Annotated in this window: 27 protein-coding genes and 2 pseudogenes; 12 read left to right on the forward strand and 17 right to left on the reverse strand. The window is 61.4% G+C overall.

What is annotated here, in order from left to right; translation table 11 throughout:
* Nucleotides 1-6: 6 nt before the first annotated feature.
* From LOKVESSMR4R_RS14665 to LOKVESSMR4R_RS14680, 4 genes are all read left to right on the forward strand, one after another.
* On the forward strand, nucleotides 7-372 hold the full coding sequence (locus tag LOKVESSMR4R_RS14665) for a hypothetical protein (RefSeq protein ID WP_087209885.1): 366 nt from the start codon (nucleotides 7-9) through the stop codon (nucleotides 370-372).
* A 137-nt stretch (nucleotides 373-509) separates the two neighbouring features.
* Nucleotides 510-2,534: an NADPH-dependent 2,4-dienoyl-CoA reductase gene (locus tag LOKVESSMR4R_RS14670; RefSeq protein WP_087209888.1), complete on the forward strand. Its 2,025-nt coding sequence runs from the start codon at nucleotides 510-512 to the stop codon at nucleotides 2,532-2,534.
* Between the two features lie 164 nt (nucleotides 2,535-2,698).
* The gene (locus LOKVESSMR4R_RS14675; protein WP_087209891.1) at nucleotides 2,699-3,604 is read left to right on the forward strand and encodes a LysR family transcriptional regulator; all 906 of its coding nucleotides are present in this window, start codon (nucleotides 2,699-2,701) and stop codon (nucleotides 3,602-3,604) included.
* A gap of 77 nt (nucleotides 3,605-3,681) precedes the next feature.
* Nucleotides 3,682-4,431 (forward strand): GGDEF domain-containing protein, encoded by a 750-nt coding sequence (locus tag LOKVESSMR4R_RS14680; protein WP_087209896.1) that lies wholly within the window; start codon nucleotides 3,682-3,684, stop codon nucleotides 4,429-4,431.
* Nucleotides 4,432-4,436: 5 nt separating this feature from the next.
* Here the strand turns inward: LOKVESSMR4R_RS14680 and LOKVESSMR4R_RS14685 are convergent, their stop codons facing one another.
* From LOKVESSMR4R_RS14685 to LOKVESSMR4R_RS14700, 4 genes are read right to left on the reverse strand one after another with little or no spacing between them, the layout of a single operon-like run.
* A complete protein-coding gene (locus LOKVESSMR4R_RS14685) occupies nucleotides 4,437-5,366 on the reverse strand; it encodes an OmpA family protein (RefSeq protein ID WP_087209899.1) in 930 nt (309 codons plus the stop codon).
* Nucleotides 5,363-5,929, reverse strand: a complete 567-nt coding sequence (locus LOKVESSMR4R_RS14690; protein WP_237331802.1) for a peroxidase-related enzyme — start codon at nucleotides 5,927-5,929, stop codon at nucleotides 5,363-5,365. The genes LOKVESSMR4R_RS14685 and LOKVESSMR4R_RS14690 overlap by 4 nt, the downstream gene beginning before the upstream one ends.
* Nucleotides 5,922-6,659 carry a GNAT family N-acetyltransferase gene (locus LOKVESSMR4R_RS14695; RefSeq protein WP_087209905.1) on the reverse strand — a complete coding sequence of 246 codons (738 nt, stop codon included), beginning with the start codon at nucleotides 6,657-6,659 and terminating at the stop codon, nucleotides 5,922-5,924. Before LOKVESSMR4R_RS14695 ends, LOKVESSMR4R_RS14690 begins: the two co-directional genes overlap by 8 nt.
* Nucleotides 6,656-7,378, reverse strand: a complete 723-nt coding sequence (locus LOKVESSMR4R_RS14700; protein ID WP_087209907.1) for a competence/damage-inducible protein A — start codon at nucleotides 7,376-7,378, stop codon at nucleotides 6,656-6,658. Before LOKVESSMR4R_RS14700 ends, LOKVESSMR4R_RS14695 begins: the two co-directional genes overlap by 4 nt.
* Before the next feature lie 97 nt (nucleotides 7,379-7,475).
* On the opposite strand from LOKVESSMR4R_RS14700, the gene map reads away from it, so the two are divergent.
* The 3 genes from map to LOKVESSMR4R_RS14715 all read left to right on the forward strand — a co-directional run bounded on the left by map (nucleotide 7,476) and on the right by LOKVESSMR4R_RS14715 (nucleotide 10,923).
* A complete protein-coding gene (gene map, locus LOKVESSMR4R_RS14705) occupies nucleotides 7,476-8,306 on the forward strand; it encodes a type I methionyl aminopeptidase (protein WP_204248682.1) in 831 nt (276 codons plus the stop codon).
* Between the two features lie 39 nt (nucleotides 8,307-8,345).
* Nucleotides 8,346-9,809 (forward strand): alpha/beta fold hydrolase, encoded by a 1,464-nt coding sequence (locus LOKVESSMR4R_RS14710; RefSeq protein ID WP_237331803.1) that lies wholly within the window; start codon nucleotides 8,346-8,348, stop codon nucleotides 9,807-9,809.
* An 88-nt stretch (nucleotides 9,810-9,897) separates the two neighbouring features.
* Entirely contained in the window at nucleotides 9,898-10,923 is a 1,026-nt protein-coding gene (locus LOKVESSMR4R_RS14715; protein ID WP_420645890.1) for a TRAP transporter substrate-binding protein, read from the forward strand.
* A gap of 74 nt (nucleotides 10,924-10,997) precedes the next feature.
* Here LOKVESSMR4R_RS14715 and LOKVESSMR4R_RS14720 read toward each other — a convergent pair whose 3' ends face one another.
* A complete protein-coding gene (locus LOKVESSMR4R_RS14720; RefSeq protein WP_087209915.1) occupies nucleotides 10,998-11,996 on the reverse strand; it encodes a polyprenyl synthetase family protein in 999 nt (332 codons plus the stop codon).
* 55 nt (nucleotides 11,997-12,051) lie between these two features.
* On the opposite strand from LOKVESSMR4R_RS14720, the gene LOKVESSMR4R_RS14725 reads away from it, so the two are divergent.
* From LOKVESSMR4R_RS14725 to LOKVESSMR4R_RS14735, 3 genes and pseudogenes are all read left to right on the forward strand, one after another.
* Nucleotides 12,052-12,270 (forward strand): DUF2007 domain-containing protein, encoded by a 219-nt coding sequence (locus LOKVESSMR4R_RS14725; protein ID WP_019953444.1) that lies wholly within the window; start codon nucleotides 12,052-12,054, stop codon nucleotides 12,268-12,270.
* Nucleotides 12,242-13,017: pseudogene (locus tag LOKVESSMR4R_RS14730) on the forward strand (tRNA1(Val) (adenine(37)-N6)-methyltransferase). The gene LOKVESSMR4R_RS14725 and the pseudogene LOKVESSMR4R_RS14730 overlap by 29 nt, the downstream one beginning before the upstream one ends.
* A gap of 117 nt (nucleotides 13,018-13,134) precedes the next feature.
* Complete coding sequence (locus tag LOKVESSMR4R_RS14735; protein WP_087209918.1) at nucleotides 13,135-13,302, forward strand: DUF465 domain-containing protein; 168 nt, start codon at nucleotides 13,135-13,137, stop codon at nucleotides 13,300-13,302.
* Nucleotides 13,303-13,395: 93 nt separating this feature from the next.
* Here the strand turns inward: LOKVESSMR4R_RS14735 and phbB are convergent, their stop codons facing one another.
* From phbB to LOKVESSMR4R_RS14750, 3 genes are all read right to left on the reverse strand, one after another.
* Nucleotides 13,396-14,121, reverse strand: a complete 726-nt coding sequence (gene phbB / locus LOKVESSMR4R_RS14740; RefSeq protein ID WP_087209922.1) for an acetoacetyl-CoA reductase — start codon at nucleotides 14,119-14,121, stop codon at nucleotides 13,396-13,398.
* 71 nt (nucleotides 14,122-14,192) lie between these two features.
* Nucleotides 14,193-15,368, reverse strand: a complete 1,176-nt coding sequence (locus LOKVESSMR4R_RS14745; protein WP_087209926.1) for an acetyl-CoA C-acetyltransferase — start codon at nucleotides 15,366-15,368, stop codon at nucleotides 14,193-14,195.
* A gap of 144 nt (nucleotides 15,369-15,512) precedes the next feature.
* Nucleotides 15,513-16,319: an EAL domain-containing protein gene (locus LOKVESSMR4R_RS14750; protein WP_087209929.1), complete on the reverse strand. Its 807-nt coding sequence runs from the start codon at nucleotides 16,317-16,319 to the stop codon at nucleotides 15,513-15,515.
* A gap of 68 nt (nucleotides 16,320-16,387) precedes the next feature.
* On the opposite strand from LOKVESSMR4R_RS14750, the gene LOKVESSMR4R_RS14755 reads away from it, so the two are divergent.
* Complete coding sequence (locus tag LOKVESSMR4R_RS14755; protein WP_087209932.1) at nucleotides 16,388-16,969, forward strand: DNA-3-methyladenine glycosylase I; 582 nt, start codon at nucleotides 16,388-16,390, stop codon at nucleotides 16,967-16,969.
* Here LOKVESSMR4R_RS14755 and LOKVESSMR4R_RS14760 read toward each other — a convergent pair.
* From LOKVESSMR4R_RS14760 to LOKVESSMR4R_RS14800, 9 genes and pseudogenes are all read right to left on the reverse strand, one after another.
* Entirely contained in the window at nucleotides 16,955-17,395 is a 441-nt protein-coding gene (locus LOKVESSMR4R_RS14760) for a molybdenum cofactor biosynthesis protein MoaE (protein WP_087209935.1), read from the reverse strand. The two genes, LOKVESSMR4R_RS14755 and LOKVESSMR4R_RS14760, sit on opposite strands and share 15 nt — an antisense overlap.
* Nucleotides 17,395-17,640, reverse strand: coding sequence for a molybdopterin converting factor subunit 1 (gene moaD / locus LOKVESSMR4R_RS14765; protein ID WP_087209938.1), 246 nt, complete (start codon nucleotides 17,638-17,640; stop codon nucleotides 17,395-17,397). Before moaD ends, LOKVESSMR4R_RS14760 begins: the two co-directional genes overlap by 1 nt.
* Nucleotides 17,637-18,224 (reverse strand): CDP-diacylglycerol--glycerol-3-phosphate 3-phosphatidyltransferase, encoded by a 588-nt coding sequence (gene pgsA, locus LOKVESSMR4R_RS14770; RefSeq protein ID WP_087213341.1) that lies wholly within the window; start codon nucleotides 18,222-18,224, stop codon nucleotides 17,637-17,639. Before pgsA ends, moaD begins: the two co-directional genes overlap by 4 nt.
* Before the next feature lie 88 nt (nucleotides 18,225-18,312).
* Entirely contained in the window at nucleotides 18,313-20,181 is a 1,869-nt protein-coding gene (uvrC, locus tag LOKVESSMR4R_RS14775; protein ID WP_087209940.1) for an excinuclease ABC subunit UvrC, read from the reverse strand.
* 284 nt (nucleotides 20,182-20,465) lie between these two features.
* Nucleotides 20,466-21,242 carry an SDR family oxidoreductase gene (locus tag LOKVESSMR4R_RS14780; protein WP_087209943.1) on the reverse strand — a complete coding sequence of 259 codons (777 nt, stop codon included), beginning with the start codon at nucleotides 21,240-21,242 and terminating at the stop codon, nucleotides 20,466-20,468.
* A 160-nt stretch (nucleotides 21,243-21,402) separates the two neighbouring features.
* A pseudogene (locus LOKVESSMR4R_RS14785) lies at nucleotides 21,403-22,193 on the reverse strand (S49 family peptidase).
* A gap of 37 nt (nucleotides 22,194-22,230) precedes the next feature.
* Complete coding sequence (locus LOKVESSMR4R_RS14790; protein WP_087209946.1) at nucleotides 22,231-22,992, reverse strand: ABC transporter permease; 762 nt, start codon at nucleotides 22,990-22,992, stop codon at nucleotides 22,231-22,233.
* On the reverse strand, nucleotides 22,992-23,915 hold the full coding sequence (locus tag LOKVESSMR4R_RS14795; RefSeq protein WP_087209949.1) for an ABC transporter ATP-binding protein: 924 nt from the start codon (nucleotides 23,913-23,915) through the stop codon (nucleotides 22,992-22,994). Before LOKVESSMR4R_RS14795 ends, LOKVESSMR4R_RS14790 begins: the two co-directional genes overlap by 1 nt.
* 108 nt (nucleotides 23,916-24,023) lie before the next feature.
* Nucleotides 24,024-24,995: a type I glyceraldehyde-3-phosphate dehydrogenase gene (locus LOKVESSMR4R_RS14800; RefSeq protein WP_087209952.1), complete on the reverse strand. Its 972-nt coding sequence runs from the start codon at nucleotides 24,993-24,995 to the stop codon at nucleotides 24,024-24,026.
* A 179-nt stretch (nucleotides 24,996-25,174) separates the two neighbouring features.
* Between LOKVESSMR4R_RS14800 and LOKVESSMR4R_RS20255 the strand changes: the two genes are divergently transcribed.
* Nucleotides 25,175-25,450: a hypothetical protein gene (locus LOKVESSMR4R_RS20255; protein WP_157898233.1), complete on the forward strand. Its 276-nt coding sequence runs from the start codon at nucleotides 25,175-25,177 to the stop codon at nucleotides 25,448-25,450.

The raw sequence follows: 25,450 nt of genomic DNA on the forward strand, positions 1-25,450 counted from the left end.
TGCTTCATGTCTGATCCGGTTCTGACAAGCGCGCAGCTGCGCGCGGGTATCTGGGACTTTCGCGTGACCTGCGCGACGACACCCGCGCTGATCGCCAGTCATGAAGGACAGCCGCTGCCCGGGCTGCGCTGCGATCCGGATACAGGAACAGGCAGCTGGCGGTGCAGCCTGCCGGTGCCTGCCGCGATCCTGAGCGAAGGGCTGCAGACTATCGTGATCCACACCGCCGCGGGCGTCACCATCGGCAGCCTGGCGATCCTGTCGGGCGCGGCGCTGGCTGATGATATCCGCGCGGAAATCGACCTTCTGCGCAGCGAACTCGACCTGCTGAAAGCGGCCTTTCGCCAGCAGCATCATTCCCAAACACACTAGCGCGGTGCGCTTTGCGGCCGGGGGCGCAACCCAATGCCCTTTGCGCGACAGGGCTGGCATCTGCCGATGTGACGCCACGTTGGGCGTGACGCGCGGGGCGGCTTTGGCCATGCTTCGCCCATCAAGGGAGCCCCGCCATGTCGCAATATCCACATCTTCTTGCACCGCTTGATCTGGGGTTCACCACGCTCAAGAACCGCGTGTTGATGGGGTCGATGCATACGGGGCTGGAAGAGACCGGCGATTGGAACCGCGTCGCGGAATTCTACGCCACCCGCGCGCGCGGCGGTGTCGCGCTAATGGTCACGGGCGGCATGGCCCCCAACCCAGAAGGCGGCGTTTTTCCCGGTGCGGCGGGGCTTTATACCGATCAGGACATCGCCAATCACCGGATCGTCACGACCCGCGTCCATGATGCTGGCGGCAAGATCGCGATGCAGATCCTGCATGCGGGCCGCTATGCCTACGGCCCCAAATGCGTCGCCCCTTCGGCGATCAAATCCCCGATCTCGCCTTTTGCGCCGCAAGAGCTGGACGAGGACGGGATCGAAAAGCAGATCAGCGATATCGTCACCGCCGCCACCCGCGCCCGCGCCGCAGGCTATGACGGGGTCGAGCTGATGGGATCGGAAGGCTATTTCATCAACCAGTTTCTGGTGACCCACACCAACAAGCGCACCGACCGCTGGGGCGGGTCTTATGAAAACCGCATGCGCCTGCCGGTCGAGATCATGCGCCGCCTGCGCGCCGCCGTCGGCCCCGATTTCATCGTGATCTACCGGCTGTCGATGATCGACCTGATCCCGAACGGATCGACCTGGCAAGAGGTCGTCCAGCTGGCCCGCGCGATGCAGGATGCCGGTGCCAGCATCATCAACACCGGCATTGGCTGGCACGAGGCGCGTATCCCCACTATCGCCACATCCGTGCCGCGCCGCGCCTTTGCATGGGTCACCCGCAAGCTGATGGGCGAGGTGTCGATCCCGATCATCACCTCGAACCGGATTAACACGCCCGATGTCGCCGAACAGGTGCTGGCCGAGGGCTGCGCCGATATGGTCAGCATGGCGCGCCCCTTCCTTGCCGATCCCGATTTCGTGGCCAAGGCCATGGCGGGCAAAGCCGCCGAAATCGCGCCCTGCATCGCCTGCAATCAGGCCTGTCTGGATCATACTTTCAGCGGCAAGCTGTCGTCCTGTCTGGTCAATCCGCGCGCCTGCCATGAAACCGAACTGACCGTGACGCCCGCCGCCAGCCCCAAGACAATCGCTGTCGTCGGCGCTGGCCCTGCGGGGCTTGCCGCGGCGCTCACCGCGGCGGAACGGGGGCATCATGTCACGCTTTTCGACAAGGCAGACAGGATCGGTGGTCAGCTGAACCTTGCCAAGCAGGTGCCGGGCAAAGAAGAATTCTGGGGGCTGGTCGATTATTACGACACGATGGTTGCGCGGGCGGGGATCACGCTGAAACTGGGCCACACCGCGACGCCAGATGATCTGGACAGTTTCGATGAGATCATCATCGCGACCGGCGTGCTGCCGCGCGATCCCGCCATTCCGGGGCAGGATGCGCCCCATGTGCTGTCGTATATCGAGGTGCTGCGCGGCGATGCCAAGATCGGCGAAAAGGTCGCGATCATCGGCGCAGGCGGGATCGGTTTCGACGTGGCCGATTACCTTGTCACCGGCAAAAGCCCGACCGAACACCTGCCTGATTGGCTGGTGGAATGGGGCGTGGGTGATCCAGCCGAGGTGCGCGGCGGATTGCGCCCCGAAGGCCCGCAGCCCGATGCAGCCGCGCGGCAGGTCACATTATTGCAGCGCAAGGCCGAGAAACTGGGCAAACGACTGGGCAAAACCACCGGCTGGATTCACCGCGCCGGGCTGCAAATGAAGAATGTCCAGATGATCGGCGGCGTGAATTACGACCGGATCGACGCCGATGGGCTGCACATCAGCCAGGGTGCGGATCACAGCGACCCCAAGCTGATCGCCGCCGATACAATCGTGTTATGCGCGGGCCAATTGCCCGAACGCAGCCTGGCAGATCAATTGATCATGGCGGGGCGACAGGTGCATGTGATCGGCGGGGCGGATGTCGCGGCCGAACTGGACGCGAAACGCGCCATCGACCAGGGCACCCGGCTGGCAGCGATGCTCTAGCGCAGCGCCGGACGCGTATATCAGCCACAGCCTGAGGCTATTTTCTGTTTCCGCAGCGTCACCAAAGCTGATCCCGTTCCCCATATTGTCAGGCATTCGTCCCATTCCTGCCTGAATTTGCGGTCAGGACTGGGTCAAGGGCACAAGCAATGTGGATGTCGGGAATGGATCGCCTCACGGAAATGGAAGCCTTTGCAACCGTGGTTGACCAAGGTGGCTTTACCGATGCGGCAAAGAAAATGGGGATCTCCAAATCGGCGGTGTCCAAACATGTCTCTGCCCTAGAGGCGCGTCTGGGCGCGCGGCTGCTCAACCGGACCACCCGCCGCGTCAGCCCGACGGAAATCGGGCTGGCCTATTACGACCGCGCCCGCCGCGTGCTGAACGACGCAGGCGAAGCCGATGCGCTGGTCACATCCATGCAAACCGCGCCATCGGGTCTGCTGCGGATCAGCGTCGCCACCGATTTCGGGATGAACCATCTGTCACCGGTTCTGGGCGCATTTTTGGGCGCCTATCCCGATATCACCGTGAATATGGTGCTGAACAACCGCTATGTCGAACTGATCTCGGAAGGTTTTGATATGGCGGTGCGGATCGGTGAAATGGAAGACAGCACCTTGCGCGCGCATAAGTTGACCGAAACGACCCGCCGGATGATCGCCAGCCCGGGCTATTTCGCGCAATACGGCCGCCCCGAGAAAATCGACGATCTGAACGATCACAAGCTGCTGCATTATTCCAACCAGGCCAATTCAGCGGTCTGGAAACTGACCGCGCCCTCGGGCGAGAAACGGCAGGTCCGCACCGCAGGCTGGCTGACGGTGAACGACGGCCAATCCTTGCTGAACGCCTGTATCGGCGGGCTGGGCATCGCCTATCTGCCCAGTTTTCTCTATGCCGAGGCCAAGCGCAGCGGCCTGGTCGAAGAAGCGATCCCCGATCTGCCGCATGAAACCCTGGGGATCTACGCCGTCTATCCACAAGGACATTTCACACAGCCCAAAGTCCGCGCCTTTGTCGATTTTCTGTCCAAGACCTTTGCCGACAAAGGCCCCGACAGTTGGTAACAGCGCCGATCATGGGGCCATCAACGATCTATTAATTTATACCGGCTACCTTGCGCTTGTCGGTTGCGGGGGCGGGTATGGAAAAGATCATCAATCTACTCGCACCGCGCAACAGGCTGGGCGTGGTCCTGCGGGTCGTGCTGTTCACCATCGCAATCGGCTTGGCCAATATGGTGTTTGCAGTGACCATCGTGCCACGGCTGCCAGACGTGCCGCTGGTCTATGATTTGACCCGGGCGCTTGTCGTCGGCGTGCCGTTTCTTTGGCTGTTTTTCGCGGTGATGCTGCATCAGGTCCGTTTGCAACGGCGGCTATCGTTCCTATCCTGCAGGGATTGGCTGACGGGGCTGAATAACCGGCGCACCTTCTTTGATCTGGCCACGCTGCGGACCCAGCAATGTAAAACCGGCATCCTGTTGATGCTGGATGCGGATCATTTCAAGCAGATCAATGACACTTATGGGCATCAGGCGGGCGATTCCTGTTTGAAAGCGATTGCTTACATGCTGAACCGGAACCTGCGCACCGGCGATATCAGCGGCCGAATCGGGGGCGAAGAATTCGCCATCCTGCTGGCGGATACCACGCCAGACCACGCCCGCGTGATCAGTGAACGGCTTGCCAAACCCATTCCGTTTCGGGCCGGCCCCGCACATCTGACGGTCACGCTGTCGATCGGGGCCGTCGTTGCCACGCCCGACACGCCGCTGGATGTGCTGTTCAGCCTCGCTGACCGGGCCTTGTATCAGGCCAAATCCGAAGGGCGCGCGCGCGTCGTCTTTGCAGAGCCTGTTTTCGACACGACCCAGATCAGGCTGGCCGTCTGATCACGCTAATCCGTGGATGTGATGATGACTTCGACACGCCGGTTGGCATCGCGCCCCGCCGCCGTCAGATTGGACGCAATCGGGGCAAGATATCCCATGCCTTCGGCAGCCAGCTGACGCCGGTCCACGCCATGAAGGGTCACAAGCCGTTCCAGCACAGACCGCGCGCGCCGCTGCGACAGGGCGATATTGGTGTCCAGCGGACCGGCAGAATCGGTATGGCCGACCAGCGCAACCGCCCTGTCGGGATAGGCCGCAAGATAGGCCGCAAGTTCCGATAGCGATGCGAAATCACCAGTCCCCAATTGCGCAGAGCCTGTCGCGAAATCCAGATCGCGCAGGATCGCATGCCCCTGTTCTTCCAGCTGCTGGGCAAGCCTGCCCACCGCATCGGCCTGTCCGACCGGCGCCGCTGTCGCGCTGGCCAGAGGTTGCATATCAAAATCCGCCGGGGCGATCCGTGTCACCTGCACAAAGCTGGCATCGGCCATGCGGCTGACCAGCAGCGTCAGATATTCCAGCCCGCCCGGTATCGTCCTCTCGGCAGCCAGATAGCGGAAATCGCCGATATTCACCTGCATCTCTGGCGGCGGCAAGCTGTCGATTGCAAAGCGAAAGTCAAAGCCGCCGCAGGCCTCTGTCTGGCATTCGAACAGGATCCGGTAGCGCGCATCGCGCAATTGCGCCCGCAAGGGCTGCAACAATTCCAACGTGGTCAGCGCCTGCGTCCCAAGCCGCCACGCCTGCCGCGTCACCTGCCCTTCGACGGGCGTTATCGGCACCGCCCCGTCAAGCCAGCGCCCGGTTGGCAGCGCATAGCTTTCCAGAGCCGCGTGATCTTCGCGCTGCAAATGGGCATCTGCGGGGAAATCCAGCACCTGCGCCTGCGCCGCCATGCCCCATAGCGCCAGCATTGCTGCCGCAAGTCTGATCATCGGGCCTGCGCGTGATAGGCGTCATTGGGGCGCATATCGGTCGCCGAGGCGATCCGGTTGGTCATGTTGAAGAATGCAGCGACAGCGGCGATATCCCAGATATCACGGTCCGAAAACCCGACCTGGCGCAGCGCGTCGCGGTCCTTTTCGGTGATCGTCCCGCTGGCCAGCGTCATGGTCTCGGCGAATTGCAGCATCGCTGTCTGGCGCGCATCCAGCGGGGCCACCCGCCAGTTCATCACCAGCATTTCGCCCAAGGCCGGGTCCCCCGACATCTGCCGCACCGCCGCCCCATGCGCGGTCAGGCAATAATAGCATTTATTGGCCGAAGAGACCGCCACGGCGATCATCTCGCGTTCCAGTTTGGACAGGCCCGATGGGGCCAGCATGACATCATTGTAAAGCCCGCTAAAGGCGTTCAGCTTGTCGATGTCAAAGGCATAGGCGCGCAGGACATTGGGCACGAACCCCAGTTTTTCCTGACAGATATCGAAATATTTCTGTGTCGCCTCCGGCAGCGGGTCGACCATCGGCAGATCAAGGGCGGTCGGTTGGTCAGTCAAGGGCGTCCTCCGGTGCGATACGATAATGATACTGTCCCACAACCGCCATCCCGAGGGAAGCATAGAGCGTATTGGCCCCGGTATTGGCCTGTGTCGCAACCAGCGTCAGCCAGCGTGCGCCCTGCCCCTGCGCCCAAAAGGCGCTGGCGACCATCATATGCCGCGCCAGACCTTGGCGGCGATGCGCGGGCGCGATTTCAACCGCATGGACCATGGCGCAATCACCTTGGATGCCCGCAAACAAGGTCCCTGCGGGCCGGTCCTTGGCGCGCCCGAGGATCGTTGTTTTCGGCATCGGCGCGCGGTCCATGATGGCAAGCCTGCCTGCGCTGATGCCACCCGCCGCCCAGATCTCGGCCTGTGCGGCCAGCGGTGGCCAGACCTCGAAGGTCGTCACGGGTGGCGGGCGCTGGATCGCCATCCGGTCCAGCGCGACCGCATGGATATTGACGGGGTCCTTGACCAGATAGCCGCGCTGCGCCAGCGCATCGTCCAGCGCCGCCTCGCCCGCGCGGATCATGAACAGCGGCCTCTGGCCTGCCGCGCGCATGGTGGATGCTGCCAGCGCGATATCCTGCGGCGTCCAAGGCGCCTCTGCCGTGGCGGAACAGACGCGGCTGCTGTTGCTGGGATCAAGCCGGATCGTCCAGGGACCGATGCTGCGCCGCGCGGCAGGCGGCCAGGTGCTTTCCATCACCTGATAGCATTGCTGCGCGGATGGCAGTTTCATGCGGCGAACAGGTCTTGCAGGCGGACAAAGGCGGCCTCGACCGCGGCCGGATCTGCGCCCCGGATCACAAGATTGGCACCGTAGACACCATTGCGCTGGAACGGATAGGACCCGACGGACAGGTCGGGGTGGTCCGCCGCAAAAACACCCAAAGGTCCGGCGATATCGCCCTCGCCCCGGATCACCTCGATCGTGCGGGACAAAAGCGGCGCGCCGCCGGTCAGGGTCGGCAACACGGTGGCGACCATCGCCTGAAACACCGATGGCACGCCCGCCATCACATGGACATTGCGGATGCTGAACCCCGGTGCCGTGCTGACGGGATTGTCGATCAGCGTGGCGCTGGCGGGGATGCGGGCCATGCGCAGACGCGCGGCGTTCAATTCCTGCCCCGAGCGGTCGTAATGCGCCTGCAACAGCGCGCGCGCATCATCGCGCACGTCGATTGTGTCGCCAAAGGCGGCGGCGATGCAATCGGCGGTGATATCGTCATGCGTCGGCCCGATCCCCCCGCTGGTGAAGACATGGTCAAACCCCGCCGAGAGCGCCTGCACGGCGGTGATGATCGCGGGGGCGTCGTCGCTGACGATACGGACCTCGCGCAGGTCGATGCCCACCTCGGTCAGCCGCCCGGCCAGATGGTGCATATTGGCATCGCGGGTCCGGCCCGAAAGGATTTCATCGCCGATCACCAGCATGGCGGCAGTGGGGTTGGGCATGTGTCGTCTCCTGTCATGTCATGGGCTTTATAGATCGTGCCACGCGCTTTGCCATGCCCTAGAACTTTGGCGAGACTTGCCATATATCGTCCGGCAGATGGCAAAGGATAGCGACTTGGATACGAACAAAGGCCGCCTGACCAAAGACGGCATCCGGATTTACGACCCCGCCGATTTCGACGGCATGGCCAAGGCAGGCGCGCTGGCGGCGATGATCCTTGACGAGATAGCAGCGCAGGTGACCCCCGGCCAGACCACGGGCGCGCTGGACCGCATCATCACCCAGATGGTGGATGATGCCGGTGCGGTCTCGGCGACGATCGGCTATAAAGGGTATCAGCACGCCAGCTGCATTTCGGTCAATCACGTCGTCTGCCACGGCATCCCCGGCGACAAGGTGCTGAAGGATGGCGATATCCTGAATATCGACGTCACCGTGATCCTTGACGGCTGGTATGGCGACACCAGCCGGATGTATGTCGCAGGGACCCTGTCGCGCAAGGCTGAGCGGCTGATCGACGTGACCCATGCCGCCTTGATGAAAGGCATCGCCGCCGCCAAGCCCGGCAATACCTTTGGCGATATCGGCCATGCGATCCAGACCTATGCCGAAAGCCACCGCATGTCGGTGGTGCGCGATTTCTGCGGACATGGTTTGGGCCGGGTGTTTCATGCGCCGCCCAATGTGCTGCATTACGGGCGCGCGGGCACCGGGGCCGTGCTGGAACCGGGGATGTTCTTTACCATCGAGCCGATGATCAACCTTGGCCGCCCCGAAACCAAAGTGCTGGCCGATGACTGGACCGCCGTCACCCGCGATAAATCTTTATCGGCGCAGTTCGAACATTCCGTTGGGATCACCGCCGACGGCTGCCAGATCTTCACCGCATCACCCAAGGGGCTGTTCCACCCGACCTATCCCGTCTAGCCGATGGGAAACCGGTTCTGGCCTACGCTTGTCCTGATCGTGGCACTGGTCCTTGCGGGGCTGTCGATCTTGCGGCTGGAACAGGCGGGCGCGGGGATTGTGACGTCAGAGCGGAGGGTGGGCGAGACCCCCGTCACCGTGTCGCGGCTGCCCGATGTGACCGACGCCCCTGTCGTCGTGATCGCCCATGGCTTTGCCGGATCGCGCCAGTTGATGATCGGTTTCGCGCAGACGCTGGCGCAGGCGGGCTATATCGTCGCCAGCTATGATCTGGAAGGACATGGACGTAATCCGGTGCCGATGTCGGGGGATGTGGCGTCGGTTGATGGCACGACGCGGCTGCTGGTTGCGGAACTGGGCCGCGTGATCGATGCCAGCCTGGACCTGCGCGGCGCGAATGGGGAATTGGCGTTGCTGGGGCATTCCATGGCCTCCGACATCATCGTGCGGCAGGCGATTGCCGATCCCCGCGTGGAGGCGACCGTAGCCCTGTCGATGTTTTCAACCGAAGTGACGGCGGATGCGCCTGCCAATCTGCTGGTGATCAATGGCGCATGGGAGACCGCATTGGCGGCCGAGGCCTTGCGCGTCCTGCGCCTGACCGATCCTGACGCGACATTCGCGCAGACCCTGGGCGATCCGGCAGCGGGCACAGGGCGGCGCGCGGTGCTGGCCCCATCGGTGGAACATGTCGGCGTGCTCTATTCCTCGACCAGCATGATCGAGACGCGCGACTGGCTGAACGCGGTATTCGACCGCCCGTCTGACACGCCTATCGCCGCACGCGGTGGCTGGATCGCGCTACTGATTGTCAGCGTGACAGCGCTGGCCTGGCCTTTGGCACGGCTGGCGCGGCCTTTGCGCGCAGCCACACCGCCCAAGCGCCTGCCGCGCGGCGCATTCTGGGCTGCGAGCTTGGTGCCGACGATCCTGACGCCGCTGATCCTGTGGCCCTTCGACATCGGGTTTCTGCCCGTGCTGGTCGCCGATTACCTTGCGCTGCATTTCGCGCTATTCGGGGGGATCGGCCTTTTGTTCCTTGCCCGCGCGGGGGCCCTGCGCTGGGATGCGACAGGATTGCTGCTGGCGCTGCCCATTGCGTTGTTCTGCATCGGCATCTTCGGCGCGATGCTGGATATCTATGTGGCCTCCTTTTTCGCGGTCGAAGCGCGGATCTGGATCATCCTGGCCATCGCGGCAGGGGCGGTGCCGTTCATGCTGGCCGATGCCTATCTGACCGAGGCAGGGCATGCGCCTTTGTGGCGGGTGCTGGTGGTGCGCGCCAATGCGCTGGTCTCGCTTGGGATTGCCACGGCGCTGGATATGGAAGGGCTGTTCTTTCTGCTGCTGATCCTGCCGATCATCCTGCTATTCTTCGTGCTTTTCGGCACTTTGGGCGGCTGGATCGGGCGGGCGACACAGCGTCCCATGGCGGCGGGTCTGGGCCTTGGCCTGTTTCTGGGCTGGGCCTTGGGGATGACATTCCCGCTTTTCGCGGTGTGATCTTGCAATCGCGGGGCGCATCGGTATCTTTGCGGCGTTGCTAGCGGCGACACCTTTCCCCCCACATCATCACGAAAGGATGCACGCGATGCGCCTGCCCCCCTATGCCATGCTGGCCCTGCTGGCGCTGACGCCACCTGCCTTTGCCCAAGAGGTGACGTTGCGGTTCCAGCACTTTGTCTCGCCTGCCAGTGCCAATCCGACCTATTTCATGCAGCCTTGGGCCGATGCGATCGAGGAACAGTCCGGCGGACGGATCAAGGTGGAAATCTATCCGTTCATGCAATTGGGCGGGTCGGCCACCAACCAATATGACCTGATCCGCGACGGTGCGATTGATGGCGGCTGGGTGATCCCCGGCTATCAGCCCAACCGCTTTCCCGAGGCCGAGGCGCTGGAGCTGCCCTTCATGACAACCAAATCGGCAGAAGAGGCCAGTGCGGCGGCTTGGGCATTCACGCAAGATTACCTGCTGGATGATTTCGCCGATATCCATATCATCGCCGCCCATATGCATGGCCCCGGCATCCTGCACAAACGAGGGCAGGCCCCTGCGACAATGGCGGATTTCGCCGGGTTGAAACTGCGCGGCCCGTCGCGCACCGCGACCTTGTTGCTAGAGGAATTGGGCGCATCGCCTGTCGGCATGCCGGTGCCGCAATTCCCCGAGGCGATTGCGCGCGGCGTCGTGGATGGCGGCGTGATCCCCTGGGAACAGGCCCCGTCACTGAAACTGGATGAATTGACCGACAGCCATACCGATGTGGCAGGGGATCATGCGCTTTATAATCTCTATTTCCTCTGGGCGATGAACAAGGCCCGCTATGACGCGCTGCCCGATGATCTGCGCGCCGTGATCGACGCCAATTCCGGTCTGATGGCCAGCCGCTGGGCCGGGCGCGCACATGACACGGGCGATGCGGTGGGCCGCGATGTGATGGCAGCCAGCGGCAACACGATTGCCGAATTGTCAGACGCAGAGACCGCGCAGATCATCGCCGTTGGTGCCGCGGTCACCAGCCGCTGGATCGCAGAGATGGACGCCAAAGGCTATGACGGCGCGGCGCTGGTTGCCGCGGCAGAGCTGGCGGTCGCGCAAAGCAGCGCAGATTAGGGGCTCCGCCCCTCGCCCCGGAATAAATCCGGGGCTCACCCGGGAGTATTTTTGGAAAAAAGAAGTCGCAGGTCTTAGGTCACACGGGCGACGACATAATCGGCCAGATCAACCAGCATGGTTTTCAGCGCATGGTCAGGGATGACGCCCAGCGCCGCCTTGGCCTTGGCCGCCCAAGCCAGCGCATCCTGACGGGTGCTTTCCAGCGTGCCATGCTTTTGCAGCAGGGTGATCGCATGGTCCAGATCGCCATCCTGCTGGCGCCCTTTCTGGATGGTCCGTTCCCAAAAAGCGCGTTCATCGCCATCAGCGGCGGCCACCGCACGGATCACCGGCAGAGTCAGTTTGCGTTCGCGGAAATCGTCGCCCACGTTCTTGCCAATGGCCTTGGTGCCGCCGTAATCCAAAAGGTCATCGACGATCTGGAACGATATGCCCAAAGCATCGCCGTAATCGAATAGCGCCTGTTTGATGGCGGCATCCTGCCCTGCGATCTCTCCGCCGACTTCCATCGCGGCGGAAAAGAGCGCCGCGGTCTTGCCGCGCACGACCTTGATATAGATGTCCTCCGTCGTGGCCAGATCGGCGGCGGCGGTCAATTGCAGCACCTCGCCTTCGGCGATGGTGGCAGAGGCATTGGCAAGGATATCAAGCACCCGCAAAGAGCCGGTTTCCACCATCAGCTGGAACGAGCGCGCAAACAGGTAATCGCCCACCAGCACGCTGGAGGTGTTGTCCCAAAGCAGGTTCGCCGTGGGCCGCCCGCGCCGCTGACTGCTTTCGTCGACGACATCATCATGCAGCAAGGTTGCGGTATGGATGAATTCCACCGTCGCCGCCAGATGGATATGGTAAGGCCCGTCATAGCCGCACATCCGCGCCGCAGCGAGCGTCAGCATCGGGCGCAGGCGTTTGCCGCCCGCCTCGACCAGATGGGCGGTGACTTGGGGGATGCGCGGCGCATGTTCAGAGGCCATGCGCGCGCGGATCATCGCATTGACCGCGCTCAGGTCATCCGCCAAGGCGGCCGCCAATTGTTCATGTGGTTTGGTGGCGGCGTGATCAAGGCTCATGCAAGGTTCCGTCATGTGAATGGACAAGGGCGCGGCAGCGCCGTAATCCTTGGGTATGAAAGAGCTTTTACGCACCAATGACGTGACCGTCATCGCCTTTGCAACCGCCCTGTTGGACGCGGAAGGTATAGACTGGTTCACCTTCGACGACAATATGAGCATCATGGAAGGCAGTATCGGCATCATGCCCCGCCGCCTGATGGTGCATGACCGCGACCTGTTCATGGCCGAAGCCGTGATGCGCGATGGCGAGATCGATCTGGGGCGTGACTGAGGATGTGACCTGTGACGCCTTTCTGGGCGGGCGTTTGCAGATATGGCAGCCGCGCCATGGCTATCGCGCGGGCGTCGATCCGGTATTGCTGGCGGCCAGTATCGCCGCAGCTGCGGGCCAGTCGGTGCTGGAACTGGGCTGCGGCGTGGGGACGGCGGCCTTGTGTCTTGGGCGGCGGGTGCCGGGGCTGGCGCTGACAGGGGTCGAGGTGCAGCCCGATTACGCAGGTCTTGCGCGGCGCAATGCCGCTGCGAATGATCTGCCCTTGCAGGTGATCACCGCCGATCTGCGCGCCCTGCCTGCGGATCTGCGCCAAAGGCGATTCGATCACGTCATCATGAACCCGCCCTATTTTGATCGCGACAGCGGCACCGCCGCGACAGACCCCGGCCGCGATACGGCGCTGGGGGTGACACGCCGCTGGCGGATTGGCTGGAGATCGGCGCGCGGCGGTTGGCGCCCAAGGGGTATCTGACGCTGATCCAGCGGATCGAACGGCTGCCCGAAGTCCTGGCCGCGTTACAAGGGCGGCTGGGGTCGGTGGTGGTCTTGCCGATTGCGGGGCGGCAGGGCCGTGCGCCGGGTCTGTTTATCCTGCGCGCACGCCAAGAAGGGCGCGCCCCATTTTGCCTGCTGCCCGCGCTGGAGATGCATCTGGGCACCGCGCATGCGGGTGACAAGGACAGCTATACCCCGCTGGTCGCGCAAATTTTACGCAACGGCGTGGATCTGCCCATGGGCCGTTAATCTTTTGGCAAGTTCTGGCTGGCAGCCTTGACCCAGGGCCGAATTGCTGCCGTGCAGCGTGACAGTGCGATGCGAATGTGGTGCAATCGGTCATGTGCAATCAGAAGGAGGAACAAAATGAGCTTGAGTTCGCATGTACAGGAACTGAAGAAGAAACACCAAACCCTCTCAGCCCATGTCGAAGCGCTACAGCGCAGTCCGGGTGTTGACGACCTCGAACTGGCACAATTGAAAAAGAAAAAGCTGCAGATCAAGGAAGAAATCAGCCGCCTTGCAACGCATTAAAGACCCGCTGACGCCGGCCCGCAGGGCTGCCAGCGAAAACCAAAAGGCCGCGCTATCATGGCGCGGCCTTTCATCATTCTGCCCTGCAATGGGTCAGCACATATATTGACCGCCATTGGCCGAAATCGTCGATCCGGTGACGAAACCCGCATCGTCAGAGGCCAGAAACAGCACCGCGCGTGCGATTTCCGATGCCTCGCCCAGACGGCCGACGGGGATTTGCGGCAGGATCACCTCGTTCATCACTTTTTCGGGGATCGTGCTCATCATTTCGGTGTTGATATAGCCGGGCGCGATGACATTGACGGTGATACCCGCGCGCGCGCCTTCTTGTGCCAGCGCCTTGGTGAACCCGATATCACCCGCCTTTGCAGCGGCATAATTGGCCTGTGCAAACTGGCCTTTCTGGCCGTTGATCGACGAAATCGTGATGATCCGGCCGAATTTGCGTTCACGCATGCCGGGCCAAACCGGATGGGTCATGTTGAACACGCCCGACAGGTTGGTGTCGATCACCTCTTGCCATTGCTGGGGTGTCATCTTGTGGAACGGCGCATCGCGGGTGATGCCCGCATTATTCACCAGCACGTCGACAGGCCCCAGATCAGCCTCGACCTGGGCGATACCGGCAGCGCAGGCTTCGTAATTGCCGACGTCCCATTTATAGGTCTTGATGCCAGTTTCGGCGGTAAAGGCGGCCGCCTTTTCGTCATTGCCCGCATAGGTCGCGGCGACCGCATAGCCCGCATCCTTCAAAGCCGTCGAAATCGCCGCGCCAATGCCGCGCGATCCCCCCGTGACAAGTGCCACACGTCCCATAGTCTCTCCTCCCGTTTGTTATTATCGTCTGGGCGGCCGTGATCCGACCGCCCCATCGTCAGAACCTGTCGTCAGAACCGTTCGACGCAAAGCGCGACACCCATGCCGCCCCCGATGCAAAGCGTCGCCAGGCCTTTTTTCGCGCCGCGCCGCTTCATTTCGAACAGCAGCGTGTTCAGGATGCGCGCGCCAGATGCGCCGATCGGATGACCGATGGCGATGGCGCCACCATTGACGTTCACGATGGCTGGGTCCCAGCCCATATCCTTGTTCACAGCACAGGCCTGCGCGGCAAAAGCCTCGTTCGCCTCGACCAGATCAAGGTCTTCAACGCTCCACCCGGCCTTGGCCAAAGCTTTGCGGCTGGCCATGACCGGGCCAACCCCCATGATCGACGGATCAAGACCGGCGGTGGCATAGGATGCAATCCGCGCCAATGGTTCGATGCCGCGCTTTTCGGCATTGGCGGCGGACATCAGCAAGGTCGCCGCCGCCCCGTCATTCAGGCCAGAGGCATTCGCGGCCGTGACCGACCCATCCTTGGTGAAGGCGGGGCGCAATTTCTGCATCGCGTCAATCGTGGCCCCATGGCGGATATATTCGTCCTGATCGACGATGATGTCGCCTTTGCGGGTCTTGACGGTGAAGGCCATGATCTCGTCAGCGAATTTGCCGGCCTTTTGCGCGGCTTCGGCCTTGTTCTGGGATGCGACGGCGAATGCATCCTGCACATCGCGGGTGATCTGCCACTGGTTGGCAACGTTTTCGGCCGTCTGGCCCATATGGTAATTGTTGAACGCATCCCACAAACCGTCACGGATCATCGTGTCGATATAGGATACATCGCCCATCTTGTGACCGGCGCGCAGATGGGCGGCATGCGGGCTAAGGGTCATGTTTTCCTGCCCACCTGCCAGCACGATATCGGCATCGCCCAGCTGGATATGCTGCGCACCCAGCGCGACAGCCCGCAGGCCGGACCCGCACACTTGGTTAAGGCTCCATGCCGCAGCCTCGATCGGCAGACCGGCGTTGATATGCGCCTGGCGGGCCGGGTTCTGGCCCTGTGCGGCGGTCAACACCTGACCAAGGATGGTCTCGCTGATCTCGGATTTGTCGATCCCCGCGCGGGCCACGACCTCGGACAAAACGGCCGCACCCAGATCATGCGCAGGCGTATTCGCAAAGGCGCCGCCGAAACTGCCGACAGCGGTGCGTGCTGCGGATGCGATAACAACATTGGTCATGGATTGATCCCTTCAGGTTTGTTCCACCGAAAGGACGCGGGACCCACGCGCCGGACATGCGCAAGCCCTCCTCCCCCCGTTTGCTCCATGCTATTGGGTTGCACCAGAGAGGGCAAATTAATTTCCAAAGCGCCATCGCCTTGGTCAAAAGGTGAAACGTGGCACGCCGTAAAGATAGCCCTGCAGGCAATCGACACCGATGCTGCGCAAAAATGCGGCTTCTTCCTCTGTTTCGACACCATCGGCAATCGCGAACATCTCGAAATGATGCGCGACGGTGATCAGGGCTTCGGCCAGCACCTGGTTGTCGGGATTCTGGTCGATCCCGCGCACAAAGCTTTTGTCGACCTTCACCAGATCAAACAAAAAATCCTTCAGATGGCGAAACGCGGTCATGCCCGCCCCGAACCCGTCCAGTGCAAAGGCCACGCCCTTGGGCTGCATTTCAGCCATGAACCGGATCATCACATCGGGCAGCATCATGGCAGAAGTTTCGCTGATCTCAAAAATCAGCCTTTCGCCCAATTGGGCCCGATCACGCAAACCATCGTCCAGAATGCGACGCCATGTACCATCCGCGACGGACCGCGCCGACAGGTTGATCGACAGGCGCAGGCCGGGGTTGCGCCGCAGATGCCGCAGCGCCAATGTCAGGCTGACGCAATCAATCTCGCGGCCAATGACGCTGTCTTCGACAAGCCCCATGAAATGCGCGGCGGGAATGACCCGTCCGGCATCGTCATGCAGCCTGATCAATCCTTCATGAAAGGCGACCTGCGGCACCGGATCAGCGGTGACAATCGCATGAAACGCAAGACTGGCCCGATCCGCCGCCAGCGCATCACGCACAAGCGTGACAACATCGCTGTCCCGGCTGGCCAAAGCATAAAGCAGCGGATCGGCCACAGGCAGATCGGAGATTTCGGTACTGGAAAGCGTGGCTTTCGACATCCTGTTCATCCATAATGATGCCTGCACCTTGGACCAATGCTGCTAATAAAGCCTTAAGGGAGCCGTGAATGGCACGCTGCGATTGGGCCGGGCCCGACCAGATCTATATCGATTATCACGACACCGAATGGGGCGTGCCCGAATATGACAGCCGCGCCTTATGGGAAAAGCTGGTGCTTGACGGGTTTCAGGCCGGCCTGTCCTGGATCACGATCCTCAAAAAGCGCGAGAATTTCCGCGCCGCCTTTGCGGATTTCGACCCCGATATCATCGCCGGTTGGGGTGAAACTGACATCCGCCGCCTGCTTGCCGACCCCGGCATCATCCGGCACCGTGGCAAGATCGCAGCCACGATCACCAATGCCCAGGCCTGGCAAAGGATCGAGGCAGATCAAGGCTTTGCCACCTTCCTGTGGTCCTATGTGGATGGCGTGCCCTTGCAGACAGGCTTGGCCGACCGCAGCGCCATGCCAACGCAATCCGCCCTGTCGGTGCAGATCTCCAAAGACCTCAAAAAAGCGGGGTTCAAATTCTGCGGGCCAACAATCGTCTATGCGTTCATGGAAGCAACGGGGCTGATCAACAACCATGTCACGACCTGCCCGCGCCATGCCGCCTGCGCGGCGCTTGCGCGCTTACCAGCGGTTTAACGCGGCCTCGTCAGCATCTTTTGCCTCCACCCATGCGGCACCGGATAAGGTGATTTCCTTTTTCCAGAACGGCGCGCGGGATTTGAGGTAATCCATCAGGAAATCAGCGGCAGCAAAAGCCTCGGCCCGGTGGGCGGCGGCGGTTGCAACCATCATGATCGGGGCGGCCGGTTGCAACGGGCCAAAGCGGTGGATCACCAGCGCATCCGCCAAGGACCAGCGGGCCACGGCCTGATCCAGAATGCCAGTGATCGCGCGCTCGGTCATGCCGGGGTAATGTTCGATCAGCATATGGCGCAAATCGCCCGATGTATCGCGCACGACACCGGTAAAGCTGACAATCGCGCCGATATCACGACGCCCCGTGGCAAAGCCTGCCAATTCCGCCCCCGGATCAAAGGCGGGCTGCTGGACGCGGACCCGCATCAGCCGCCCGTCATCGGCGGAAAGAAAGCAACCTCGCGCACGCCGGCAAGCGGGGCATCGAAATCGGCCAGTTCCTGGTCAACCGCAACGCGCAGCGCGCTGGTATCGGCAAAAGCGGCGGCATAGCGGTCTTCGCGGGCGACCAGTTCCGCAACAAGATCGGCAACCGTCGCAGCCTGGGTTTGCACATCTTCTTGCGGCACGCCGATCCGTTCGCGGACCCAGGCGAAATACATCACGTTCATGGCACAGGCCCCCCCAGATATGGTTGCGCTTTGCGGAAATAATCCCACCCCGTCACCAAGGTCAAACCAGCCGCAATCCACAGCGCGATGATCCCCAGCCACCAGGCCACGAATGTCGAGAGCGCGGCAACACCGTGGTAATGCTCGAACGCTCCCTTGGCAAAGAGGATGGCAATCGCGACCATCTGCGCAGTGGTTTTCCACTTGGCCAGCTGCGTGACCTTCAACGTCCCCGCGGTATCGCCCAGAAACTCGCGCAGGCCCGACACGAATACTTCGCGGAACATGATCACGGTGGCAGGCAACAGGATATAGGGGTCCATCCCCGAAAATCCGGTGATCACCAAAAGCGCGATCACCACCATCGCCTTATCGGCAATCGGGTCCAGCATCGCGCCCAGCTTGCTTTCCTGTTTCCACTTGCGGGCCAGATAGCCATCCAGAAAATCGGTCAGCGCCGCCGTCACGAACAGGATCAGCGCAAACCAATCGGCGGCAGGCCGGTGAAAATACAGAAACATGATCACAACACCAGGTGCCGCGGCCAGTCGCAGGATCGTCAAGATATTGGGCAATGACAGCATAATGGGCGCATAATAAACCGGCTTTGCACAAGACACCAGCACCCCCATCTTCCGAGCCCAAATATCCCCGCCGGAGGCATGAAAGTTCTTAGCCCTGTTCGTGGAAATAATCGTAGATCACCTGCGCCATATTGGCCGAGACGCCATCCACCGCCTTGAGATCCGCCAGATTGGCGCGGGCAACCGCCTTGGCCGATCCGAAATGCGCCAAAAGCGCGCGTTTGCGCATGGCCCCGACGCCCGGCACATCGTCAAGCGGGGTTGCGCCGATGGCCTTGGACCGTTTGGCGCGATGGGTGCCGATGGCGAAACGGTGCACCTCGTCGCGCATGCGCTGCACGAAATACAAAACCGGGTCATTGTGGCGCAGCGCCATGACAGGTTTGCCGGTGCGGTGGAATTCCTCCTTGCCCGCGTCACGATCCAGCCCCTTGGCCACACCGATCATGGGAATGTCGCTGACACCCATATCATCCATGATCTGGCGCACGGCGGATACCTGCCCTTGGCCGCCATCGATCAGCAACAGGTCAGGCCATGTGCCCAGATTGCGATCTGGGTCTTCCTTGATCAGGCGGTGAAAGCGGCGTTTCAGCACTTCTTTCATCATGCCGAAATCGTCGCCGGGGGTCAGATCGTCGCCACGGATGTTGAATTTGCGATATTGGTTCTTGTCGAACCCGTCCGGGCCAGCGACGACCATGGCACCGACAGCATGGGCGCCTTGGATATGGCTGTTGTCATAAACCTCGATCCGCTGCGGGACCTTGGGCAGATCGAAAGCCTCGGCCAGACCTTTCAACAACCGGCTTTGCGTGGCGGTTTCCGACATTTTGCGCGCCAGGCTCTCGCGGGCGTTGCGCAGCGCGTTCTGCACCAATTCCGCCTTTTCGCCGCGCTGGGGAACGAGGATCTCGACCTTGCGTCCGGCCTTTTCGGCCAAGGCGGCGGCCATCAGATCATCATTATCCAAACCATGCGACAGGATCAGCATGCGCGGCGGCTCGCGGCCTGCGTAGAACTGGCCGACAAAAGCCTCCATCACCTCGGCCATATCCTCTTCGCCGCTGATACGGGGGTAGTAATCGTGGTTACCCCAGTTCTGATTGGCGCGGATGAAGAACACCTGCACGCAGGCCTGGCCACCATCGGTATGCAGCGCGATCACATCCGCCTCTGCTGTATTCTGCGGGTTGATGCCTTGCGCCGATTGCACCTGCGTCAGCGCCTTGATCCGGTCGCGCAGGGCGGCGGCGCGTTCGAACAGCATATCGTCGCTGGCAGCCTGCATCTGGGCGGCCAGTGCTTCCTGTATGCCCTTGGTGCGGCCTTGCAGGAAATTCTCGGCCTCTTTCACCGATTGGGCGTAATCGGGCTTGCTAATCATGCCACAACAGGGACCAGAACAGCGTTTGATCTGATATTGCAGGCAGGGGCGGGTGCGGGTTTCAAAATCACTGTCGGAACAATTGCGCAGCAAGAACACCCGCTGCAATTGCGACAGCGTGCGGTTGACAGCACCGGCACCGGCGAAAGGGCCGTAATATTCCCCTTTCTGAGACTTCGCGCCGCGATGTTTGCGGATCATCGGGAAATCATGATCCTTGGTCACAAGGATATTGGGAAAGCTTTTGTCGTCACGCAGCAGCACGTTGTAGCGCGGTTTAAGCTGCTTGATCAGGTTCTGTTCCAGCAGCAGCGCCTCGGTTTCCGTCCGCGTGGTCAGGAACATCATCGACGCGGTTTCCGAAATCATCCGCGCGATCCGGGGCGAATGCGGGCCGGGGCGGGCATAATTGCTAACCCGCGCCTTGAGGTTGCGGGCCTTGCCCACATAGAGAACGCGGCTATCCGCATCCAGCATCCGGTAGACCCCGGGCGAGGAATCAAGGCTGCGCAGATAGCCGTGGATCACGTCATATCCGGTGCTGGCAGTCTGGGGTGCGGGATCAATCATAGGCGGGGTTCTTTGATTCGAGCAGCGCTGCAATGGTAACGCCGCCGGGACAAGAGGAAAGGCATCCACTGTTTCTGTGGATAAGTCGGTGGACCAACTCCTGGTTTACCGAAATTATCCTTGTTTACGGCCCACTTCGTCGCTTTGCTTAAAAATTGGGCGATTTATCAAGGCATTGATTTTGCTAAAAACTTTTATGAACACTCTCTTAACACGTTGAAAAAAGGCAGTTTATGACTTTTTTGTGAACGCTGGCCGTGCCGGTGCGTAACTTTTTGCGACACTCACTCGACACCCAGCACATCGGGGGTCTGCCAAGCCAGATGCTGGCCCCCATCGACAGCCAGTATTTGCCCTGTCACGCCCGGCGCATCAAGGAAATATCCCAGCGCTGCGCAAATCTCTGCGGGCGCGGCGCCGCGCTGCAAAACGGTGGCCGCACGCTGGCGCGCGAAATGCTCTGGCGATTGCCGCGCGCCCTGCAAGGTCGGCCCAGGCCCGATGGCATTGACGCGGATATCAGGGGCCAGCGCCTGCGCCGTGGTGCGCGTCATCGCCCAAAGCCCCATCTTGGCAATCGTATAGGTCATGAATTCCGGTGTCAGTTTCTGCACCCGCTGGTCGATCATATTCACGATCAGCGCCTGTGCCACGGGTTCGCCCATGCTGTCGGCCTGCGCTTTGGGCGCTTGGGCGGCAAAGCCTTGAGTCAGCACGAAAGGCGCGCGCAGGTTCGACCCGATATGCCTGTCCCAGCTGGTCTTGGTGGCGCTGTGGATCGTGTCATATTCAAAGATCGAGGCATTGTTGACCAGACAGGTCAGCGGCCCGCCCAGCGCCGTCCGCGCGCGGTCGATCAAGGCAGCGGTCGCGTCTTCATCCAGCAGATCGGCCTGCAAGGCGACAGCCTGCCGCCCCATCGCGCGCAGCTGCGCGACCGCATCCTGCGCACCGGCGAGCGAGCCTGCGTAATGCACCGCCACATCATAGCCGCGCTGCCCCAGGTAAAGCGCCATCGCCTGCCCCAGCCGCGCGCCCGCCCCTGTCACCAATGCCTTCATGGCTTTCCCTTTTCACAAACGCAGGGGCCTTTGCCGATGCGGAACCGCTGGCATTTGGGACATTTGGCCGCCGCAAGCGTCTTTTGCCCTGGAAACCGCCATTTGCCGAAAATGCCCAGCACGACCATGAAGGCCAGAAACAGGAAAACCGATTTGACGATCATAGGCCGAACCGGGCGTAATGTGCCCGTTCCTCCATGCCCGCGATGGCATCATCCACGATCTGCGCGCCGAACCGCGCCAGCAGCGGTTTGCGCTGGCCATAGCGGCGGAATTTCACCTTGTCGCCAAAACGCGCCTTCATCACCGGCGCCAGATGGCCGATACCGTCCACCAGCCCGGCATCGATGCCTTTCTGGCCGATATAGACCTCGCCCGTAAACAGGTTCGGATCCTCGGACAGTTTTGGCCCGCGCCGTGATTTCACATAGGCGATAAAGGTGGCGTGCAGGTCTTCCAGCCAACCTTTGAGCTTTTTGACATCGGCGGGGTTCTGCGGCTTGAATGGGTCCAGCAGGCTTTTGGATTTACCCGCCGTATGCACCCGCCGTTCGATGCCCAGACGGTCGATCGCGTCAGATGCGCCGAAACCCGCGCTGATCACGCCGATGGACCCGGTGATCGAACATTCATCGATGAATATTTCATCCGCTGCACAGGCCAGCCAATAGCCACCCGAGGCCGCCACATCCTCGACAAAGGCGAAAACGGGGATTTTCTTTTCATCCGCCAGCCGCCGGATACGCGATGCGATCAAGGATGATTGCACGGGCGATCCGCCCGGACAGTTGATTTCCAGCGCCACAGCGGCGGGTTTGCCCTTGCTGAAGGCTTTTCAATGACCGGCGCAAGACCGGGATTGTCCAGACCGCGGCCGCCATTGCTGATGGCACCTTGCAGGCGGATCACGGCGACGAAGGGGGCGGATTTGGCGAAGGGAATGTATTTCATGCGCTCATACTTAAACCGATCCACGCGCCCCGCAAGGTCACTGCCGGATGCGCCAGCCGGTGCGGAAAATCCACCAGATAAAGCCAAGACAGGCCGCCGTGAATATTGTGATCGCCAGCAAGGACACGCCGATACTGACATCCGCGACCCCAAAGAACGACCAGCGGAAGCCACTGATCAGATAGACCACCGGATTGAACAGCGTGATCGCCTGCCAGACAGGCGGCAGCATCGTGATCGAATAGAACGATCCGCCAAGAAACACCAAAGGCGTGATGACCAGCAGCGGGATCAGCTGCAATTGTTCAAAATTGCCCGCCCAGATGCCGATGATGAACCCCAGCAGCGAAAAGCTGATACAGGTCAGCACCAGCAGCGCCAGCATCGCAAAAGGATGCGCGATCTGGATATCGATAAAGAAAAACGCCGTCAGCAGGATGATAATGCCGATGAATAGCGCCTTGGTCGCTGCCGCCCCCACATAGCCCGTCACGATTTCAAGAAAACTGACGGGGGCCGAAAGCAATTCATAGATCGTGCCGGTGAATTTGGGGAAATAGATACCGAAACTGGCGTTGGATGTGGCCTGCGTCATGACCGACAGCATGATCAGCCCCGGCACGATGAAAGCGCCATAGCTGACACCTTCGACCTGATCGATCCGGCTGCCGATGGCCGCGCCGAAGACAACGAAATAAAGCGAGGTGGACAGCACCGGCGATACCAGCGACTGCATGATCGTGCGCTGAAAGCGGCGCATCTCGTGGATATAGATCGTCTTGACGGCGTTGAGGTTCATCATTCTTCCTTCACCAGCCCGACGAAGATGTCTTCGAGACTGCTTTGCTGGGTCTGCAAATCCTTCATCTGCAAACCGGCGGCCTGCAGATCGTTCAACAGGGTCGTGATGCCGGTGCGCGGCCCCTTGGTGTCATAGGTATAGGTCAGGCTATGCCCGTCCGGCGCGCGGTACAGGTCATATTTGCCCAGCGCTGCGGGGATCGCCGCCGCCGGTTCGGCCAGATCGATGCGCAGCTGTTTCTTGCCCATCTGCGCCATCAATTCGGCCTTGCCTTGGATCAGCAGGATTTCACCCTTGGCGATGATGCCGACACGGTCGGCAATCGCCTCGGCTTCTTCGATGTAATGCGTGGTCAGGATGATGGTGACACCAGATGCTTTCAGCCCGGCGACAACATCCCACATATCCTTGCGCAATTCGACATCGACGCCCGCGCTGGGTTCATCCAGAAACAGCACGCGCGGTTCATGCGCCAGCGCCTTGGCGATCAGCACACGGCGTTTCATGCCGCCCGACAGGGTCATGATCTTCTTGTCTTTCTTATCGGCCAGCGACAATTGCGCAAGAATCTCATCCACCTTGCCATCATCGCGCGGCTTGCCGAATAATCCGCGCGAAAACCTGACGGTACTGGCGACCGTCTCGAAGGGTTCAAGGCTGATTTCCTGCGGCACCAGCCCGATCATGGCGCGCGCGGCGCGGTAATCTGTCTGGGTGTCATGCCCGCCGACGGTGACTGACCCCGATGTCGGTGTCGTGATCCCGCAAATCGTGGAAATCAGCGTGGTCTTGCCCGCGCCATTGGGGCCAAGCAGGGCAAGGATCTCGCCCTCTTCGATTTCCAGATTGACGGATTTAAGCGCCTCGAACCCGCCGGCATAGGCTTTGCGCAGATTCTTGACGGAAACAATTGCGGACATCGGACAGCCTTTGTGTTGGTCACTGGCTACCTAGACCCGCATCGACAGAAGTAAAAGAGCCAGCTCCGTGCGCTGATCCATGACACCATTGGGCAAGATCGCACGCCATCACCCCATCCGCGCGGCCATATCCAGCATCCGGCAGGAAAAGCCCCATTCATTGTCATACCAGCCGAAAACGCGGACCATGCCGCCTTGGGTGACGCGGGTTTCGGGCAGGGCGACGATCAGGCTTTCGGACCGCGCCCGCAGGTCCGAGGACACCAGCAGCTTGTCGGTATGCCCGATCACGCCTGTCTGCGCGCGCAACAGATCATGCAAGGCCGCGCGGTCAGGCGTGTCGCGCACCACGATGGCAAGGTCGATGGCAGAGACCGACGCGACAGGCACACGCACGGCCGCCGCCTCGATCCGGCCCGCGATTTGGGGCAAGACATCGGCCAAAAGACGCTGCGCCGAGGTCGTTGTCGGCACCATCGACAGGCCCGCCGCACGGCTGCGCAGGAAATCGTCGCGCGGCGCGTCGATTGTCGGCTGGCTGCCGGTATAGCAGTGGATCGTCGTCATCCAGCCGGTTTTCACCCCCCAATGATCGTCGATCAACCGGACCAGCGGCGCCAGCGCGTTGGTGGTGCAAGATGCGTTGGACACGATGCGCTGATCCGCCAACAGATGATCATTTGCCCCCAGCACGATGGTGATATCCGCCGCCGCCGACGGGCCAGAGATCAGCACACGCGACGCACCGGCCCGCAAACCCGCCTCGGCCACAATGCGGGTATCGGCCTTGCCCGTGCATTCCAGCAGCACATCGACATCCGCCAGATTCAGCGATCCGACATCATCGGTCCGGTGGATCGGGATCGCCTTGCCGTTGATGACAAGATCGGTCCCCTGCAAGGCGGCCTGCCCCGGAAAGGGACCAAAGACGCTGTCATAGGCAAACAGATGCGCGCAAAGATCGCTTTGCGCCATGTCATTGATGCCAACGACCTCTAGCGCCGACCCATATCCCAACGCATGCGCACGCAGCAGCGTCCGCCCGATCCGGCCAAAACCGTTGATGAATACCTTGGTCATGCAAGCCTCCGGATTTTCACCGGATGCTGCATCTTTGTGCAGCGCTCTACAAGCCGCCATGACCGCCGCAATCAAAAGGAGAATCAGGCGACACCTGCCGCGCATGGGCCGGACTCGCCCCCGTTACCCTGCTGATCCTGCCGCGTGATAGGGGCGCAATACGCAAAACATGCGTAAATTTGCGGCAAAGCCCGCAAAGGCAATCACTTTTCACCGATTCCATGCGCGACATGGGCAAAGCGGGTCTTTCTCCCGATAATGCCGTTTTTCACCGAAAACCGCCCCGAAACCGCCCCGGCACTGTTTCATTTTCCCTGAACAATCCGGCTGAAACGGCAGGATTACGGGCCACCAAACAACAAGTTAACGTCACGTTTTGGCCCAAATTGAATGAGACCACTCAAGAAAGGCAGGCGCGCGGCGTCCTGCTGTTCTGTGTCGAAAGCTGGAAATAA

Origin of the sequence: Yoonia vestfoldensis, assembly GCF_002158905.1 — a bacterium.
Classification (GTDB): Bacteria; Pseudomonadota; Alphaproteobacteria; order Rhodobacterales; family Rhodobacteraceae; genus Yoonia; species Yoonia vestfoldensis_B.

Bases quoted from the DNA above. Each gene is read 5' to 3' on its own strand.
- LOKVESSMR4R_RS14665 (WP_087209885.1), top strand. From the start codon at position 7: ATGTCTGATCCGGTTCTGACAAGCGCGCAGCTGCGCGCGGGTATCTGG.
- LOKVESSMR4R_RS14670 (WP_087209888.1), top strand. From the start codon at position 510: ATGTCGCAATATCCACATCTTCTTGCACCGCTTGATCTGGGGTTCACC.
- LOKVESSMR4R_RS14675 (WP_087209891.1), top strand. From the start codon at position 2,699: ATGGATCGCCTCACGGAAATGGAAGCCTTTGCAACCGTGGTTGACCAA.
- LOKVESSMR4R_RS14680 (WP_087209896.1), top strand. From the start codon at position 3,682: ATGGAAAAGATCATCAATCTACTCGCACCGCGCAACAGGCTGGGCGTG.
- LOKVESSMR4R_RS14685 (WP_087209899.1), bottom strand. From the start codon at position 5,366: ATGATCAGACTTGCGGCAGCAATGCTGGCGCTATGGGGCATGGCGGCG.
- LOKVESSMR4R_RS14695 (WP_087209905.1), bottom strand. From the start codon at position 6,659: ATGAAACTGCCATCCGCGCAGCAATGCTATCAGGTGATGGAAAGCACC.
- LOKVESSMR4R_RS14700 (WP_087209907.1), bottom strand. From the start codon at position 7,378: ATGCCCAACCCCACTGCCGCCATGCTGGTGATCGGCGATGAAATCCTT.
- map (WP_204248682.1), top strand. From the start codon at position 7,476: ATGGCAAAGGATAGCGACTTGGATACGAACAAAGGCCGCCTGACCAAA.
- LOKVESSMR4R_RS14715 (WP_420645890.1), top strand. From the start codon at position 9,898: ATGCGCCTGCCCCCCTATGCCATGCTGGCCCTGCTGGCGCTGACGCCA.
- LOKVESSMR4R_RS14720 (WP_087209915.1), bottom strand. From the start codon at position 11,996: ATGAGCCTTGATCACGCCGCCACCAAACCACATGAACAATTGGCGGCC.
- LOKVESSMR4R_RS14725 (WP_019953444.1), top strand. From the start codon at position 12,052: ATGAAAGAGCTTTTACGCACCAATGACGTGACCGTCATCGCCTTTGCA.
- LOKVESSMR4R_RS14735 (WP_087209918.1), top strand. From the start codon at position 13,135: ATGAGCTTGAGTTCGCATGTACAGGAACTGAAGAAGAAACACCAAACC.
- phbB (WP_087209922.1), bottom strand. From the start codon at position 14,121: ATGGGACGTGTGGCACTTGTCACGGGGGGATCGCGCGGCATTGGCGCG.
- LOKVESSMR4R_RS14745 (WP_087209926.1), bottom strand. From the start codon at position 15,368: ATGACCAATGTTGTTATCGCATCCGCAGCACGCACCGCTGTCGGCAGT.
- LOKVESSMR4R_RS14750 (WP_087209929.1), bottom strand. From the start codon at position 16,319: ATGTCGAAAGCCACGCTTTCCAGTACCGAAATCTCCGATCTGCCTGTG.
- LOKVESSMR4R_RS14755 (WP_087209932.1), top strand. From the start codon at position 16,388: ATGGCACGCTGCGATTGGGCCGGGCCCGACCAGATCTATATCGATTAT.
- LOKVESSMR4R_RS14760 (WP_087209935.1), bottom strand. From the start codon at position 17,395: ATGCGGGTCCGCGTCCAGCAGCCCGCCTTTGATCCGGGGGCGGAATTG.
- moaD (WP_087209938.1), bottom strand. From the start codon at position 17,640: ATGAACGTGATGTATTTCGCCTGGGTCCGCGAACGGATCGGCGTGCCG.
- pgsA (WP_087213341.1), bottom strand. From the start codon at position 18,224: ATGCTGTCATTGCCCAATATCTTGACGATCCTGCGACTGGCCGCGGCA.
- uvrC (WP_087209940.1), bottom strand. From the start codon at position 20,181: ATGATTGATCCCGCACCCCAGACTGCCAGCACCGGATATGACGTGATC.
- LOKVESSMR4R_RS14780 (WP_087209943.1), bottom strand. From the start codon at position 21,242: ATGAAGGCATTGGTGACAGGGGCGGGCGCGCGGCTGGGGCAGGCGATG.
- LOKVESSMR4R_RS14790 (WP_087209946.1), bottom strand. From the start codon at position 22,992: ATGAACCTCAACGCCGTCAAGACGATCTATATCCACGAGATGCGCCGC.
- LOKVESSMR4R_RS14795 (WP_087209949.1), bottom strand. From the start codon at position 23,915: ATGTCCGCAATTGTTTCCGTCAAGAATCTGCGCAAAGCCTATGCCGGC.
- LOKVESSMR4R_RS14800 (WP_087209952.1), bottom strand. From the start codon at position 24,995: ATGACCAAGGTATTCATCAACGGTTTTGGCCGGATCGGGCGGACGCTG.